The following is a 15,719-nucleotide window of genomic DNA, read 5'->3' as shown; positions in this document are numbered from 1 at the left end:
GCGGCACGACCTGTGCATTGAAGAGGGGATGAGGCAGCCGTGATGTGCGGTCAAACCTCTTCAATGACCCGGAGGAGATCGTCATGATGCAGATGGAAGCGCGTGCAGAACAGCGCCAGAATCAAACCCTTTCGCCCCGACTTCAGCACGCCGTGCGCTTGCTGCAGATGTCTTCGCTGGACTTCGGCACCGTGGTGCGCGACGTGCTGGGCCGCAATCCTTTTCTCGAAACGGAAGACGGCGCCGAAGACGAGATCGACATCGCGGAGGGGGGTGACGAGATCGCCGAGCGGGCCGACGACCGCGACGGTGAATATGACGATGACAGCATGGAGCTCGCGCACGAATCCGATCGTGAACTCTGGCTGGGTGACGGCTTCGCACCCTCCGGGTCCTCGCACGACGGTGATGTGTCCGCGCTGGATTTCATGGTGGCAGAGACCTCACTGAACGCGCATCTGCATGTGCAGCTCAGCACCTTGCCCCTGAGCCCACGCGATGCTGCGCTCGCCCGTGCCGTGGTGGAGTCGCTCGACGACGACGGTTATCTGCGCACGCCTTTGTGCGAGCTGCTGGAATGGGGCGGCCTGGAGCCGGCGGCGTCGCTGGACGAAATGCAGATTGCCTTGAAGCTGGTGCAATCGCTGGAGCCGGCGGGCGTGGGCGCGCGCGATGTTGCCGAGTGCCTGGCGTTGCAACTCGCGAGCATCGCGTGCCCGAAGCAGCGGTCGATGGCCAGCACCATCGTGTCCACGCACCTGGATGCGCTTGCCGCGCGCGATGTGCCTGCGATTGCACGTTTGCTCGGCGAGCCGGCTACCGATGTGGAAGCGGTCTGCGATCGCATTCGCCGGCTCGATCCTCGTCCCGGCTGGCGTCTCTCCCCCTCCAGAGTGAGCTACATCGTGCCCGACGTGATCGTGAGGAAAGATCGGGGCGCCTGGAGCGCCAGGCTCAACTCCACCATCGTTCCGAAGGTGCGAATCAACGAGGACTACGCCCGCCTGTTTCAGCAGCACCGTTGCGCCGAACATGCCGAAATGGGCGCGCACCTGCAGGAAGCGCGCTGGACGATGCGCAATGTCGAGCAGCGCTTCTCCACCATCCTGGACGTGGCTCAGGCCATCGTGCGGCGCCAGCGTCACTTCTTCGAGTACGGCGCGATGGCGATGAAGCCGTTGGGCCTGAAGGAGATCGCCGACGAAGTGGGCGTTCACGAGTCCACGGTGTCCCGCGTCACCAACAACAAATACATGGCCACACCGAGCGGGGTGTACGAGCTCAAGCACTTCTTCTCTCGCGCCATGGTCAGCGCAAACGGCAAGGCCTGTTCCGGCACCGCCATTCGTGGCCTGATCCAGGACATCATCGAGGCGGAGTCGGCAGAGAGTCCGCTGTCCGATGCGCAGATCACGCGCCAGCTGGCCCAGCAAGGGCTGACCGTGGCGCGTCGCACCGTCACCAAGTACCGCCAGATGCTTCGCATCGAAGCGGTGGACCGGCGCCGACGCCACGACTGAGGTGGTTCAGCGCAGCTCGCCAGGCCGGGACGCCTGAAATTCATCGTAGGACTCGCCGATGAGCCGCACCAGGTCTTCCGGGTCCACCGGCTTGAGCAGGTGCTGATCGAAACCGGCCGCCCACGCCGCCTCCCGGTCGGAGGCCTGCCCCCAGCCCGTGATGGCCACCAGGTGAATGCCCTGCGTGGTGATGCCCGCGCGAAGCTGGCGGGCCACCTCGTAGCCATCGAGCTTGGGCATGCCGATGTCAAGCAGCGCGATGTCAGGCACCTGCTCACGGGCCTTCTGAACCGCCGCTTCTCCGTCGTGGACCACATCGACCCGGTGACCGTTGGCACTGAGTATCTCGGCGAAGCTTTCAGTGAGGTCGAGGTTGTCGTCTGCAATGAGAATGTGCAGTGAGCGTGTCGATGGCCGCCGGGTGATGAGCGGGGGCGGGCTGGCAGCCAGCACTGCGCCGTCCTTTTGAAGCAGTGGCAGGCGCACCGTGAAGCAAGATCCCCGGTTCAGCCCCTCGCTGCTCATGGTCAGCACGCCGTGGTGCAACTGGATGATCTGCCGCGCCAGCGTAAGGCCCACGCCGAGTCCTGCGTTGCCGCGTTGCAGTGTTTTGTCGGCCTGCTCGAACAGGTCGAAGATGCGCTCCTGCATCTCGGGTTCAACGCCAATCCCGGTGTCGTTGATGGACACCTCCACCCACGGGCCACGTTCGGCCAGGGCAATGTCCACCCGGCCGCCTCGCAAGGTGTAGCGACAGGCATTGCTCAGCAGGTTGGAGAACACCTGCGTGAGCCGTATGGCATCGCCATCGACATGCAGAGGCCTGGGGGGCAGTTGCAATGAAAGCGTCAGGCCCTGCTGGGTGGCCAGTGCCTGTGCACCATCAACGATGGTATTCAGCAGCTCACCCACGTTGACCGTTTCGTTGTCCAGCGAGAGCTTGCCCGTCGTCACGCGCGAGGCATCGAGCAGGTCGTTGACCAGGCGCACGATGTGGCGGAGCTGGCGCTCCAGCACCACCAGCGCCTTGTCGCGCGTCTGCGCGGAGGCTTCTGGCATCTGCAGCAACGCGACCGCGCTCGTCATGGGCGAGAGCGGATTGCGCAATTCGTGGGCGAGCGTGGCCAGGAACTCGTCTTTCTGCCGATCGGCCTGGCGCAGCTCCTGCTCCACACCCTGGCGCGTCACCATCTCGCGTTCCAGCTCCGAGGTGCGGGTCTCGCACTCGGACAACATGCGGTTGAACGCATCGACCAGCACCCCCACGTCCTTGTAGTCGGTGGCGGGTGCGCGCAACGACCAGTTGTGGCTGCCGATCACGTCACGCGCTACGTCGGTCATGCGCTCCAGCGGGGCCGTGATGCGGCGCTGCAGGTGCACGAACAGGTAAAACGCGGCCGTCAGGCTGATCGCACCCACCGCCAGAACGATGAGGGCGAACGCCGCGAGCCGTCGCCACACGTCGTGCTCCGCCTTGAGGTACAGCATGCCGAGCCGCACGCCGTCGCGTTCGATGGCCTGCGTCGTCTCCAGTGTGGAGCCGCTGAAGCGCGGTCCCCAGGTCTGCGCATTCAGTGGTACGCGCGCCAGCAGCGCGCCGCCTTCCGGGGTGTGCGAAGCAATGAGGGTGCCGTCGAGCCCATAGACCGCTGCTGCAAGAATTCGCGGCTGGTTTCTGAGCAGGGCGAGGTTCTCGCGCGCGACCTTGGTATCGCGGGATTCCACTGCCGCGGCGGTGGAACGGGCGATCAATTCGGCCTGGGCACGCAGATCGGCAATGCCCGCGCTGCGGTACACCGAGAGTTCGTAGCTGATCAGGGCACCTGCGCTGAGCAGGATCGCCAGCAACGTCGTGAGCATTGCAGCGCGCGTGAGTTGCTGGCGCAGCGAGGTGGGTTTCACGGCTGCTCTCCCGCGACCACGCCGCCCAAATCAATCTGGCCGATGAACCTCTGCAAGTGAAGTGCCTCCTGTTCCTCGGCGATGGGTGCGGCGACCTGCCGCCACGCGGGTCCAGGAAAACAGGGCAAACGGCGTGCCAGCCACATGTTCGATGTCTCCCGAGACGGTTCGTGCGGTTCGACGATGTAGACTAAAAGAATGCAGGTAGCGTGGCCGGGGGCGGTGAGCGGCCAGCGTTCCGCTGCTGGATCAGAACAAGCGGGCACTTTAGCAGCCATATTGCCCGCTATCGGTTGGATCTGTCCGGCACAATTTGCAGGTTCGCCTTTCCAACATTCCATACACCGAGCGCGCGCATGGCCGAAGCTGTTCCCGCCACTCAGCCAGACGAAGCGGGTGCCAAGACATCCATGCCCCCAGACCCGGCCCTGCCTTACGAGGCCCTGTTCATGGCCTCGCCGATGGCGGCTTCTGTCTCACGCCTGAGCGATGGACGCCTGCTGGCAGTCAACGACGCGTGGGTCGCGTTGACCGGGCTGAATCGCGAAGACGCCATTGGCCGAACCACAGTGGAACTGGGCCATTGGCCCAGCGTGGACGAGCGTGACCGATACGTGAACGGGTTGCCCTCGGCGAGCCCTTTGAACTACCTCTGCCTGCGGGATGGCGTGAGGCACCGGGTGCGGCTGCACACCACCGTTCTGCAAGTCTCGCCCGAGCCGCTGGCGCTGGTGTACCTGACCGAGGCCACGCGCGAGTACGAGGCTGAAGAGGCCCGCGTCCAGGGCGAGGCCGCCTTGCGCCAGGCCAACGTGGCGTTGCAGCAGCAGGTGGAGCTGCACGCCGCCATCGAGAAGATGGCGGGTGTCGGGCACTGGACCAACGCCGAGAACAACGACGACGTGGTCTGGTCGCTGGGGCTTTTTGAGATCGCCGGTCTGGAGCCGCAGAACAGAATTCGCCGTGGTGACGGGCGCGGTGGCATTCACCCCGACGACAAGCCAGCCTGGCTTGCCGCGCGCGCCGCGATGGATGGCCGTGAGGTGGAGTTCCGCTGGACGCGGCCCGATGGCCAGCTGCGCTGGTTTAGAACCCGCATCGGTCAGACCACCGTGGCGGGCAACCCGCAGACCGATTTTGGCGTGGTGCAGGACATCACCGCCGAACGCGAGGCGATCGTGCGCCTGGCCGAGCAGTTCAAGTTGTTGCAGAACATCGCGGCGCGGGTACCCGGCATGATGTACCAGGCGCGCCTGTTGCCAGGTGGCCGCAGTGTGATCACCTACGTGAACGACGCCGCGCGCGAAATGCTGGAAGTGGAGCCAGCGGCGCTGCAGAGCGACGCGCGCATTTTGTTCGAGCGTGTGCACCCGGACGACCGTGCCGCCGTCATCGAGTCGCTGAACGAGTCGGCGCGACAGCTCACCACCTGGCGGCAAACCTACCGGGTGCGCCTGCCCAGCGGCAGCACGCGCTGGTACAGCGTGGAGTCGGTGCCGCAGGCCGAGCCCGATGGCTCGGTGGTCTGGCACGGCTTCACCACCGACGTCACGCAGGCCCGCATTGCCGCCCAGAAGCTGGAGCGTCAGCACCGCATGCTGGAAGCCGTGCGCCTGGCCCAGGCGGTGTACATCGAGGCCGACGACAAGCGCCGCGCTTTCGAGGGCTTGCTGACGGCTTTCCTGAGCGTGACCGGCAGCACCTATGGTTTTGTTGGCGAAGTGCTGTACGACGGGCACGACAAGCCTTACCTCAGGACGCATGCGATCACCAACATTGCGTGGGACGAGGCGTCGCGCCGCATGTACGAGGATCAGATGGACGCCGGCATGGCGTTTCGCAACCTGCGCTCGCTGTTCGGCCACGCCTTGGTGACCGGCGAGCCCGTGATCGCCAACGACCCGCGCCACGATGCGCGCGCCGCCGGGCTGCCCGAAGGCCACCCGGCCATGGACGCGTTTCTCGGCATCCCGCTCGCGGTGGGCGATCGACTGGTCGCGATGGTGGGCCTGGCCAACCAGCCCGAGGGCTACACCAGCGAAGACATCGAGTTTCTGCAGCCCCTGCTGGGCGCGGTGCGGCAGCTGGTGCTGGCGTGGCGCGGCCATGCCGAGCGCCGGCGCACACGCCAGGACCTGGAGGCCACCAGCCGGTTGCTGGCCGAGAAAAGCATGGCTCTGCAGGTCACGCTGGACAGCATCAGCCAGGGCTTGACCAAGGTCGATGCCAGTGGTCGCATCCTGATCTACAACCAGCGCGTGCTTGAGTTGCTGGACCTGCCCGAGGAGCTGCTTCGCGGCCGGCCTTCAAACGAGGACATCGTGAAGTTTCAGCGCGAGCGCGGCGACTTCGGCGATGGCATGCGGCTGGTGGAGTCCGAAGCCCACAGCTACCTCAACCAGCCGGGTGACGTGGAGGCGCCAGGCAACTACTGGCGCAAGACGCGCGATGGCCGCACGCTCGACATTCGCTCGCGTCGCCTGCCCGATGGCGGGCTGGTGCGCACCTTTACCGACGTGAGTTCCTACTTCGAGGCGCAGGAGGCCCTGCGCGAGCAGCGCCAGCGCCTGGCCTGGGTGCTGGAGGGCACGCGCCCTGGCATCTGGGAAACCAACGTGGCGCAGAACACGCTCACCGTGAACGAACGCTGGGCCGAGATGCTGGGCTACACCCTGGCGGAACTGCAACCCATTCGCTCCGAAACCTGGCAGGCACTGGTGCACCCGGACGACCTTCGGCGCGCAGACGAAATCCGCGACCGGCACCTGGAAGGAAGCCTGCCTTACTACGAGTGCGACATCCGCATGCGCCACAAGCTGGGCCACTGGGTCTGGATCAACACGCGTGGGCGCGTGCACCAGCGTGACGACCAGGACCGGGCGCTGTTCATGTCGGGCACACACATCGACATCTCCGAGCGCGTGGCCGCGCAGGAGCAGGTGCGCGCGCTCAACGCCAGCCTGGAACAGCGCGTGGGCGAGCGCACCGCCGCGCTCGAGCGCTCCATGCGCGACATGGAGGCCATCTCGTACTCGATCGCACACGACCTGCGCGCGCCGCTGCGCTCGGTCAATGGCTTCGCGGCCATCGTGCTGGAAGAAGAAGCCGAGCGCCTGAGCCCCAGCGGCCGAGCGATGTTCGAGCGCATCGTGCGCTCGGCGCGCAACATGGGGCAGATGCTCACCGACATGCTGGAGCTGCTGCGCGTGGTGCGCGTAGAGCTCGATGCCGTGCCGGTGGACATGCGGGAGCTGGCGCATTCGGTGGCCGAAGCGCTGTCGCCGCAGGTGCCGCAAGCGCGCATCGATGTGGCGCCGCTGCCGCACGCGCTGGGCGACGCCACGTTGTTGCGCCAGGTGTTTTCCAACCTGATGGACAACGCGCTGAAATACTCACGCCACCAGCCGATCCCCCATCTGGTGGCGGGTTTCGATGGCACGCAGCGCGCTTACTTCGTGCGGGACAACGGCATGGGTTTCGACATGGCGCACGCCGAAAAGCTGTTCGGCCTGTTCCAGCGACTGCACCCGGGCAGCGACGTGCCGGGCATGGGCGTGGGGCTGGCCATTGTGGCGCGCATCATCGAGCGCCACGACGGCCGCATCTGGGCCGAGTCGGCGCCAGGCAAGGGCGCCACCTTCTTCTTCAAACTGCCTCAGGCCTGAGATTCGGCGCCGCCCTCGGGCGTGTCGGTGGTGTCAGACGCTGCGGCTTCCCGTGCGGCGTCTTTCCGCGCTTGCCGAACGGCAGCCTTGTCGCCCGCGCTGGCGAACTTGCTGTACTTGCCAGTGATGCCCACGAGCTGGCCATAGATCTTGGGGTTGGCGGCCAGGCATTCCTTCTGCTCCAGGAAGTCCGACTCGCCCGTGAAGTTGCCGACCAGGCCGCCGGCCTCGGTGACCAGCAGCGCGCCCGCAGCCACATCCCAGGGCGAGAGGCCCATTTCAAAGAAACCGTCGGTGAAGCCGGCCGCCACGTAGGCCAGATCCAGCGCGGCCGAACCCGGACGTCGCACGCCGGCCACGCGCGGCATCACGTCGCCAAACATCTGCAGGTAGGTCTGGAACGAGTCGCCCGGGCGGAAGGGGAAACCGGTGGAGAGCAGGCAGTCGCGCAGTGTGGTGCGCTTGGCCACGCGCAGGCGGCGATCGTTCATGTAGGCGCCCCGCCCACGTGTGGCGGAAAACAGGTCGTTGCGCGAAGGATCGTAGATGACGGATTGTTCGAGCCGGTTGCCCACCATGAGCGCGATGCTCACGCAGTAGACCGGAAAGCCGTGAATGAAATTGGTGGTGCCGTCCAGCGGGTCGATGATCCAGACATGGTCTGCGCCGCCGTGTTTGCCCGGCCGCTTGCCCGATTCTTCGGCCCAGATGGCGTGGTCGGGATAGGCGGTGAGCAGGGTGTCGATGATCGCGGCCTCAGCGGCCTGATCGACCTCGGTCACGAAGTCGTTGGTCTGTTTGACCGAGACCCGGACCGACTCCACGTCCAGCGCGGCGCGGTTGATGAGAGTGCCTGCGGTGCGAGCGGCCTTGATGGCCACGTTGAGCATGGGGTGGAGTGTGGACGACATGAATTGTGTACCTCGGCGCACCGCGAAGGCGGGCGCAACAGGGGATGAGCGGGAGGGAAGCCCCGGCGATGCGGGCGGTGACAATAGGCGGCATTTTACCGTCCCAGGCCCCTGCAGCATGCGCACCCGCTTTGTTCTCATTCAGACCAGTCACGCCGGCAACGTGGGTGGTGTGGCCCGCGCCATGAAGGTCATGGGCTTCCACGACCTGGTGCTGGTGCAGCCGCGATGGGCCAATGTGTTGCGCCGCGAGGAAACCATTCAGCGGGCGAGCGGCGCCAACGATGTGCTGTCGCAGGCCCGCATCGTGGAGACACTGGACGAGGCGCTGGACGGCATGAGCCACCTTTGCGCCACCGCCATGACCCCGCGCGACTTCGGCCCGCCCACGCGCGCTCCGCGCGAGCATTTCACCGATCTGATGGGCGCCGGCGATCCCCCCGATGGCGTGGCTTTCCTGTTCGGCTCCGAGCGCTTCGGCATGCGAAATGAAGATGTTTACCGCTGCCATGTGGCGCTCTCCATTCCCACTGCGCCCGATTTCGGCTCGCTCAACCTGGCGGCGGCGGTGCAACTGATCGCCTACGACTGGCGCCAGGCGCTGGGCGGTTTTGCGGCGCCGGTGGCGGTGCCCGAGCGACCGCAGGCGGATGCCAGGGCACTTGCCGGCATGCTCGAACACCTGGAGCGGGCGCTGGTGGCGGTGGATTTTCTGGACCCCGACGCACCCAAAAAGCTCATGCCGCGCCTCAACCAGCTTTTCAACCGCGCCGCACCCAGCGAAGAGGAAATCCACATTCTCCGAGGTGTCGCCAAGGCCATGCTGCAAGCCGCCGCGCGCGGCAAGGACTAGACTCTGCGCCATGTTTGCCCGCCTCCGATCCGACATCCAGTGCATTCTTGACCGCGACCCGGCCGCGCGCGGCATGTGGGAGGTCATCACCTGCTATCCCGGATTGCACGCGGTGTGGTTGCACCGTCCCGCTCACTGGTGCTGGACGCATGGCTTCAAGTGGCCGGGGCGCTTCATTTCACATCTCGCGCGCTGGTTCACCGGCATCGAGATTCACCCTGGCGCCAAGCTCGGTGAGCGCGTGTTCTTCGACCACGCCATGGGTGTGGTCGTGGGCGAAACGGCCGAAATTGGCGACGGCTGCACCATTTACCAGGGCGTCACGCTCGGCGGCACCTCGCTCTATAAGGGCACCAAGCGCCACCCCACGCTGGGCAAGGACGTGGTGGTGAGTGCCGGGGCCAAGGTGCTCGGTGGCTTTCTGGTGGGCGATGGCGCCAAGATCGGCAGCAACGCGGTGGTGATCAAGCCGGTGCCGGCCGGCGCCACGGCGGTGGGTATTCCGGCGCGCATCATCCCCAGCAAGACCGGCGAGAGTGCCGATGTGACCGACCCGAAGTTCCAGGCCTACGGCATCACCCAGGAAGACGACCCGCTGTCACAAGCCATGCGCGGCCTGATCGACAGCACCGCCAGCCAGGAACACCAGATCGCGCTGCTCTGGCAGGCGATCGAAAAGCTCGCCGAGTCGCGGGACCGTGACTGCGTGCCAAGCGATGCGGCGCGCGAAGAGTGCTTCGAGGCCGACAAGCTCAATCAGCTGGTCGGCAAGTAAGTCGGCTCAGTGGTGGTGGCCATGCGCGCCGTGGGCGTGACCATGGGAAATTTCCTCGGCTGATGCCGCCTTCACATCGACCACTTTCAAGGTGAACGTGAGTTCTTCTCCGGCCAGCGGATGGTTGCCGTCAAGGTACACCGTGTCGCCCTTGATCTTGGTCACCGTAAACACCTGGCGCTGGCCCTTGTCGTCGCTGCCTTCGAGCTGACCACCGACCTTCACGCCGGGCGGAAAGTTCTTTTTGGAAATGGTGGTCACCAGGCTTTCGTCGCGGTCGCCGAAGGCGAGCGAGGGCAGCAGCTTCACGGTGGTCTCGAACCCCGCTTCCTGACCCTCCAGCGCCAGCTCCACGCCTGGCAAGGTGTTGCCGTAGCCGCCATGCAGGTAGGCACGCGGTTCCTTGCCGTCTTCAAGCACCTTGCCTTTGGCATCGACGGCGCGGAAGGTGAGGGTGACGATGGTGTCCTTGGTGATCTTCATGGTGGTTCTCTACAAAGCAGGGTTCAGCGCGCGGGGCGCACGGCGGATTTGGGGCGGAAGGCCTTGCACACTTCGTCGTTGGTCTCGAGGTAGGGCCCGCCAATGAGGTCGATGCAATAGGGCACGGCGGCAAAGATGCCATTGATCTTCTGTGTGCCGTCGGCATTTTTCAGGCCTTCCAGCGTTTCGGCGATGGCTTTGGGCTGACCGGGCAGGTTGATGATGAGACTCTGGTCGCGCACCACCGCGACCTGGCGGGAGAGGATGGCAGTGGGCACGAAGGCCAGGCTGATCTGCCGCATCTGCTCGCCGAATCCAGGCATCTCCTTGTGCGCCACGGCCAGCGTGGCCTCGGGCGTCACGTCGCGCAGGGCGGGCCCGGTGCCGCCGGTGGTGAGCACCAGCGAGCAGCCGGCTTCCACCAGCTCGACCAGCGTGGCACTGATGCGCTCGGCCTCATCGGGAATCAGGCGTGGCTCGAAGGTGATGGCATTCTTCAGTGCGCGCGTGAGCCAGTCCTGCAGCGCGGGCAAGCCCTTGTCTTCGTAGACACCGCTGCTGGCGCGGTCGCTGATGGAGACGATGCCGATGCGCACGGGATCGGCGGCGCTTGATGGGACGTCGGTCATGGGTGCTCTTCGTCGTCGTCGGGGTCTTTGGCGGCGTGGGCTTCTTCGGCGCTGTCCTGGTTCAGCGCGGCCTTTACCGTCTGGAAGATTTCGCGGTAGGCCTTGCCGTGGCGCACGGCTTCTCCCGGCCGTTCCTGGGCCTGCGTGGCCAGCGCGTCCTTGCGGGCTTGCCGGATCAGTGCGCGGAGCTGCTGCACATCGGCGCTGGCGTCGAGCTGCAGCCAGTGCGTGAGCGCTTCGTCGTCGGCAATCAAGCGGTCGCGCCATTGCTCGGCCAGATGCAGCGACAGCGTCCCCTTGGCCGAACCCTTGTTCTGCTCGTCGAGCGCGGCTTCCACTTCAGCCAGCGTTGCCTCGCTCACGCCGCGCATGAGTTTGCCGATGTACTGCATCTGACGGCGGCGGCCTTCGAAGTTGGTGATCTTTTTGGCTTCGTTGATCGCGTCCACCAGCTTCTCCGACAGATCAAGCCGTTTCATCAGGTCGGCGCGCAAGTCCAGCAGGCTCTCGCCGAGCTGCTGCAGCCGGTCGCTGTACTTCTTGAGGTCGGTCTTGCTCATGTCGTCCGAACCTTTGAGCTCGCGCTTGAGCTCCAGGTCGAGCTCGCTGCCGAGGGCGACGAACTGGCCACGGACGAAATAGCCTTTGGTGGGTTTGCGGGACATGAGTAGGGTGAAGTGGGCATCTGCATCGAGCGCAGCGGCCAGGGAGGGGCGGCAAGTATCATAGCCGTCGACATGAAAAAACTCTCCCAAGCCCCCGGTTCCGGCCCCGCAGCCGATTCCCGCACCCCCCTCACCGGTTTCCAGTACGCCCGCGGCCAGTTCGAGGAACTCGTCGATCTGGCCCTCTCCCACGCAAAGAAGCTCGGGGCGGTCGACGCTGCTGCAGAAGTGTCTGAAGGCGCTGGGCTCAGCGTCTCGGTGCGCAAGGGCGAGCTGGAGAACGTGGAGCGTAACCGCGACAAATCGCTTGGCGTTACGGTGTACCTGGGCCAGAAGCGCGGCAATGCGTCCACCTCCGATTTCTCCGCCGCCGCCATTCGCCAGACGGTGCAGGCCGCCTTCGACATCGCCCGCTTCACCGCCGAAGACCCCATGGCCGGCCTGCCCGATGCACAGGACGTGGCCGACACCTATTCCGACCTCGACCTGTTCCATCCGTGGTCCCTCAATTCGGAAGAGGCAGCGCGCATCGCGCTGGCCTGCGAGGCCGCCGCGTTTGCCACCAGCAAGAAAATCAACAACAGCGAAGGCGCCGGTGTGTCGGCACAGCAGTCGCACTTTTTCGCGGCACACCTGCGCGGTGGTGAGCGCGGCAAGCCCGGCGTGTTCAGCGGCGGCTACGCGAGTTCACGCCACAGCCTCTCGGTGGCGCCCATTGCCGGCAAGGGCGCCAACATGCAGCGCGACTATTGGTACAGCTCCCAGCGTGCCCCGCAGGACCTCGCCACCCCCGAAGCCGTGGGCCGCTACGCGGCAGAGCGCACGCTGGCGCGCCTGAATGGTCGCAAGATCGCCACCACCGAATGCCCGGTGCTGTTCGAATCGCCATTGGCCGCTGGCCTGCTGGGCAGCTACGTGCAGGCCACCAGCGGCGGCGCGCTCTACCGCAACACCACCTTCCTGCACGACAGCCTGGGCAAACGGGTGCTGGCGAAACACCTCGACATCGCGGAAGACCCGCACGTGCGCAACGGCAAGGGCAGCTCACCGTTCGACGACGAAGGCGTGCGCACCTTGAAGCGCAAGGTGGTGTCGGCCGGCCGCGTGCAGGGTTACTTTCTTTCGACCTATTCGGCACGCAAGCTCGGCATGCGCACCACCGGCAATGCGGGTGGCTCGCACAACCTCACGCTCACCAGCCGTCTCACCCAACCCGGCGACGACCTTCGCGCCATGTTCAAAAAGCTCGGGCGCGGCCTGTTCGTCACCGAGCTCATGGGCCAGGGCGTGAACTACGTGACCGGGGACTACTCGCGGGGTGCATCCGGTTTCTGGGTGGAAAACGGCGAGATTGCCTACCCGGTGCACGAGATCACGATTGCAGGCAACTTGAAGGACATGCTCCTGGGCATTGAGGCGGTGGGGGCCGATGCGTACAACTACGGCGCCAAAACCACCGGGTCCATCCTGATCAACCGGATGAAGGTGGCAGGGAGCTGATTCACTTGCGCCCCGAAGCCCTGGCCCTGTTGGCGGCAGCGTGCTGGGCGGTGGCGGCGCTGTTTTCGGCTCCTGCTTCACAACGGCTGGGCGCTTTTGCCTTCAGCCGCTGGCGCATGCTGTTCGCCAGCCTCATCCTCTGGAGCATTGCGCTGGCCACCGGCGGCTGGCGCACCCTGGATGCGTCGGCCTTCGGTCTGCTCGCGGTCTCCGGGGTGATCGGCATCTTCATCGGCGACACCGCGCTTTTTGCCTGCATGAACCGTCTGGGGCCGCGCCGCTCCGGGGTGTTGTTCGCCACACACGCGCTGTTCTCGGGCGTGCTGGCCTGGCTGTTTCTGGGTGAGAGCCTGTGGGGCTGGGCGCTGGTGGGCAGCGGCCTGCTGGTGGGCGGCGTGATGCTGGCGATTGTGTGGGGCCGGCGCGGTGACGAGCTGCACGGATGGGAGCAAACCCGCGGCCGTCTGGCGGTGGGTGTGGCCCTGGGACTGGTCGCGGCGCTGTGCCAGTCGGTCGCCACGCTCATGCTCAAACCGCTCATGACCACCGGCATTGACGCGGTGGCGGGTTCGGCCATGCGCATGAGCATGGCGCTGCTGGCCCATGGCGTGCTGTTTGCCACCGGCTGGGCCGGGGCGCGTTCGCTCGCACCCCTGCGCTGGAAGGACGCCGCCCTGATCTTTGGCAGCGCGGCCGTGGCCATGGCGCTGGGGATGACGCTCATTCTGCAGGCCATGAAGCACGGCCAGGCCGGGCTGGTGGCGGTGCTGTCGTCGGTGACCCCGATCCTGATCCTGCCGGTGTTGTGGCTGGTGTACCGGCGGCGCCCGGCGGTGGGTGCCTGGCTGGGGGCCGTGCTCGCAGTGGCGGGCACGGCGCTGATCCTGGCTTAGGAGGCCAGCGCGGCCTTGACGGCGGCAGACACCTGACCCATGTCGGCCTTGCCAGCCAGGCGCGATTTCACCGCACCCATCACTTTGCCCATGTCGCCGGGGCCCTTGGCGCCCAGTTCGACCACAATGGCCTTCACTTCCGCCGCCACCTCGTCGGCCGACAGGCGCGCCGGCAGGTAGCCCTGCAGCACCGCCATCTCGGCCGTTTCCTTGTCCACCAGGTCCTGGCGTGCGGCCTTGGTGAAGGCCTCGATGCTGTCCTTGCGCTGCTTGACCAGCTTGTCCACGATGGCGATGACCATGGCGTCGTCCAGCTCCACGCGCTCGTCAACTTCTTTCTGCTTCATGGCCGCCGTCAGCAAGCGGATGGTGCCCAGGCGCTCGCTGTCCCTGGCGCGCATGGCGGCCTTCATGTCTTCGGTGATCTGTTCCTTGAGACTCATGGGAAGCTCCTGATAAGAAAATGGCGTCAACAAAAAAGCCCGCTCGAGCGTCCTCCAGCGGGCTTTGGGCGGCCGGGCAAAAGGCCCGGCGGCGCTGGTTCAGTACAGCTTTTTGGGCAACTGCATGGAGCGCACACGCTTGTAGTGGCGCTTGACGGCTGCCGCCTTCTTGCGCTTGCGCTCGGCGGTGGGCTTTTCGTAGAACTCGCGGGCGCGCAGATCGGTCAGCAGGCCGAGTTTTTCGATGGTGCGCTTGAAACGGCGCAGGGCGACGTCAAAGGGTTCGTTGTCTTTTACACGGATGGTCGTCATGGGCGAGAAATGTCCAGAATGCGCGGAAAGAGGATGTTCGGGAAGATCGGGCCCAAGCGTCGTATCCGCAAAATGTCCCGTCTTGAACTAGTATTGGCCGACGGGTATTTGCCAGCAAAGCCAAGGATTATAGCCATTTCCGCACCTCGGGCAAGTTGAGACCGGTCCGCACTCAAGCGGGCTCGAAGCCGTCCAGCCGGGCCATCTCTTCGCAAAGGATGTCCACGAAGGCATTGATGCGCGCTGGGCGGAAGCGGCCGGCGACCGAAACCGCTTCGATGGCGATGGGCTCGAGTTCCCAGCCCGGCAGAATCTGCCTCACCTTGCCGCTGGCGAGGTCCGGGCCGCAGAGCCAGTGCGCGCTCGCCGCGACGCCCAGACCTTCGCGCATCGCCCGGTAGCTGGCCAGAAGCCCGTCGGTCGTGATCGGTGTGTGGATCGTCACTGTGCGCCGTTCGCCCAGCTCCTGCGAATGCAGCACAAGCCGGTCCGGGACGTGGGGAATGAGCCCGATCATGGGGATGTTCCTCAGGTCATCGGGCGACTCGATGGGGTGGGGCAGTTCAAGCTCGGTCGAAGCCACCAGAAAGCGCCGCATGCGCCCCAACGGTCGCACGTGAAGCGACTGGTCCCGCGAGCCGCCCACGCGGATCCAGCAATCGGCCGCCTGCCCGATCAGATCGACCTGGCGGTCGGTCAGGCGCAATTCCACCTCCACTTGCGGATGGCGCAAGCGGAATACTTTCACCGCATCCATGAGAAACGCGTGTCCGTACCCGTGCGGAGCGATCAGGCTCAGCTTGCCTCGCGGCAGCGCCACGGTGGATTTCAGCCCGTCTTCCCACTCGGTCCAGACGTCTGCCCAGGCGGCTGCACGGCGCTGAAGCTCCTCGCCTTCGGCGGTGAGGTCGAAGCGGTGCGTGGAGCGGGTGGCCAGGCGGGCACCCAGCAGTTGCTCCAGATCGCGCAGTCGGCGGCTGACCGTGGGCTGGCTGGTGCCGAGCATGCGTGCCGCCGCTGAGAGGCTGCGCACCTCGGCCACCGCCAGAAAAGTGGTGATCAGCTGAAGGCGGTCGAGCTTGTTGGTCATTCGTGTGGCGTATGGCCGTTATCGGCGCCAGCATACTACTCGCCGGCGCCGGTTTGCCGAACACTGCGCTCACCCCGC

General features: G+C 65.7%; 14 protein-coding genes. 6 read left to right on the top strand and 8 right to left on the bottom strand.

Annotated features, from left to right (window positions below; all coding sequences use genetic code 11):
- The first annotated feature begins 83 nt into the window (after positions 1-83).
- On the top strand, positions 84-1,520 hold the full coding sequence (gene rpoN / locus CAP37_RS12470) for an RNA polymerase factor sigma-54 (protein WP_086124456.1): 1,437 nt from the start codon (positions 84-86) through the stop codon (positions 1,518-1,520).
- Between the two features lie 6 nt (positions 1,521-1,526).
- On the opposite strand, the gene CAP37_RS12465 is transcribed toward rpoN, so the two are convergent.
- A complete protein-coding gene (locus CAP37_RS12465; protein WP_086124455.1) occupies positions 1,527-3,422 on the bottom strand; it encodes an ATP-binding protein in 1,896 nt (631 codons plus the stop codon).
- Between the two features lie 356 nt (positions 3,423-3,778).
- On the opposite strand from CAP37_RS12465, the gene CAP37_RS12460 reads away from it, so the two are divergent.
- Positions 3,779-7,087 (top strand): PAS domain-containing protein, encoded by a 3,309-nt coding sequence (locus CAP37_RS12460; RefSeq protein ID WP_086124454.1) that lies wholly within the window; start codon positions 3,779-3,781, stop codon positions 7,085-7,087.
- Here the strand turns inward: CAP37_RS12460 and CAP37_RS12455 are convergent.
- Entirely contained in the window at positions 7,078-7,998 is a 921-nt protein-coding gene (locus CAP37_RS12455) for an inositol monophosphatase family protein (RefSeq protein ID WP_086124453.1), read from the bottom strand. The two genes, CAP37_RS12460 and CAP37_RS12455, sit on opposite strands and share 10 nt — an antisense overlap.
- A 118-nt stretch (positions 7,999-8,116) precedes the next feature.
- On the opposite strand from CAP37_RS12455, the gene CAP37_RS12450 reads away from it, so the two are divergent.
- On the top strand, positions 8,117-8,851 hold the full coding sequence (locus CAP37_RS12450; RefSeq protein ID WP_086124452.1) for an RNA methyltransferase: 735 nt from the start codon (positions 8,117-8,119) through the stop codon (positions 8,849-8,851).
- 10 nt (positions 8,852-8,861) lie between these two features.
- Complete coding sequence (gene cysE, locus CAP37_RS12445) at positions 8,862-9,626, top strand: serine O-acetyltransferase (protein ID WP_086124451.1); 765 nt, start codon at positions 8,862-8,864, stop codon at positions 9,624-9,626.
- A gap of 6 nt (positions 9,627-9,632) precedes the next feature.
- Here cysE and CAP37_RS12440 read toward each other — a convergent pair whose 3' ends face one another.
- Genes CAP37_RS12440 through yjgA form a run of 3 tightly spaced genes read right to left on the bottom strand, consistent with a single transcriptional unit; the run spans position 9,633 to position 11,403 of the window.
- The gene (locus tag CAP37_RS12440; protein ID WP_086124450.1) at positions 9,633-10,109 is read right to left on the bottom strand and encodes a peptidylprolyl isomerase; all 477 of its coding nucleotides are present in this window, start codon (positions 10,107-10,109) and stop codon (positions 9,633-9,635) included.
- 23 nt (positions 10,110-10,132) lie between these two features.
- On the bottom strand, positions 10,133-10,738 hold the full coding sequence (mog, locus tag CAP37_RS12435; RefSeq protein ID WP_086124449.1) for a molybdopterin adenylyltransferase: 606 nt from the start codon (positions 10,736-10,738) through the stop codon (positions 10,133-10,135).
- A complete protein-coding gene (yjgA, locus tag CAP37_RS12430) occupies positions 10,735-11,403 on the bottom strand; it encodes a ribosome biogenesis factor YjgA (RefSeq protein ID WP_086124448.1) in 669 nt (222 codons plus the stop codon). Before yjgA ends, mog begins: the two co-directional genes overlap by 4 nt.
- 72 nt (positions 11,404-11,475) lie before the next feature.
- Between yjgA and pmbA the strand changes: the two genes are divergently transcribed.
- Positions 11,476-12,903 (top strand): metalloprotease PmbA, encoded by a 1,428-nt coding sequence (gene pmbA / locus CAP37_RS12425; protein ID WP_086124447.1) that lies wholly within the window; start codon positions 11,476-11,478, stop codon positions 12,901-12,903.
- 5 nt (positions 12,904-12,908) lie between these two features.
- Positions 12,909-13,796: a DMT family transporter gene (locus tag CAP37_RS12420; RefSeq protein WP_086124446.1), complete on the top strand. Its 888-nt coding sequence runs from the start codon at positions 12,909-12,911 to the stop codon at positions 13,794-13,796.
- Here the strand turns inward: CAP37_RS12420 and CAP37_RS12415 are convergent.
- The 3 genes from CAP37_RS12415 to CAP37_RS12405 all read right to left on the bottom strand — a co-directional run bounded on the left by CAP37_RS12415 (position 13,793) and on the right by CAP37_RS12405 (position 15,641).
- Complete coding sequence (locus CAP37_RS12415; RefSeq protein ID WP_086124445.1) at positions 13,793-14,239, bottom strand: GatB/YqeY domain-containing protein; 447 nt, start codon at positions 14,237-14,239, stop codon at positions 13,793-13,795. The two genes, CAP37_RS12420 and CAP37_RS12415, sit on opposite strands and share 4 nt — an antisense overlap.
- A 99-nt stretch (positions 14,240-14,338) precedes the next feature.
- Complete coding sequence (gene rpsU / locus CAP37_RS12410) at positions 14,339-14,551, bottom strand: 30S ribosomal protein S21 (RefSeq protein WP_056273869.1); 213 nt, start codon at positions 14,549-14,551, stop codon at positions 14,339-14,341.
- A 172-nt stretch (positions 14,552-14,723) separates the two neighbouring features.
- The gene (locus tag CAP37_RS12405) at positions 14,724-15,641 is read right to left on the bottom strand and encodes a LysR family transcriptional regulator (RefSeq protein ID WP_086124444.1); all 918 of its coding nucleotides are present in this window, start codon (positions 15,639-15,641) and stop codon (positions 14,724-14,726) included.
- Between the last annotated feature and the right edge of the window lie 78 nt (positions 15,642-15,719).

The sequence above is a fragment of the Hydrogenophaga sp. IBVHS1 genome, from assembly GCF_002127265.1.
Taxonomy (GTDB): domain Bacteria; phylum Pseudomonadota; class Gammaproteobacteria; order Burkholderiales; family Burkholderiaceae_C; genus Hydrogenophaga.
The sequence above is the reverse complement of the archived record's forward strand: the minus strand, read 5'-3'. Positions and strand labels throughout refer to the sequence as shown.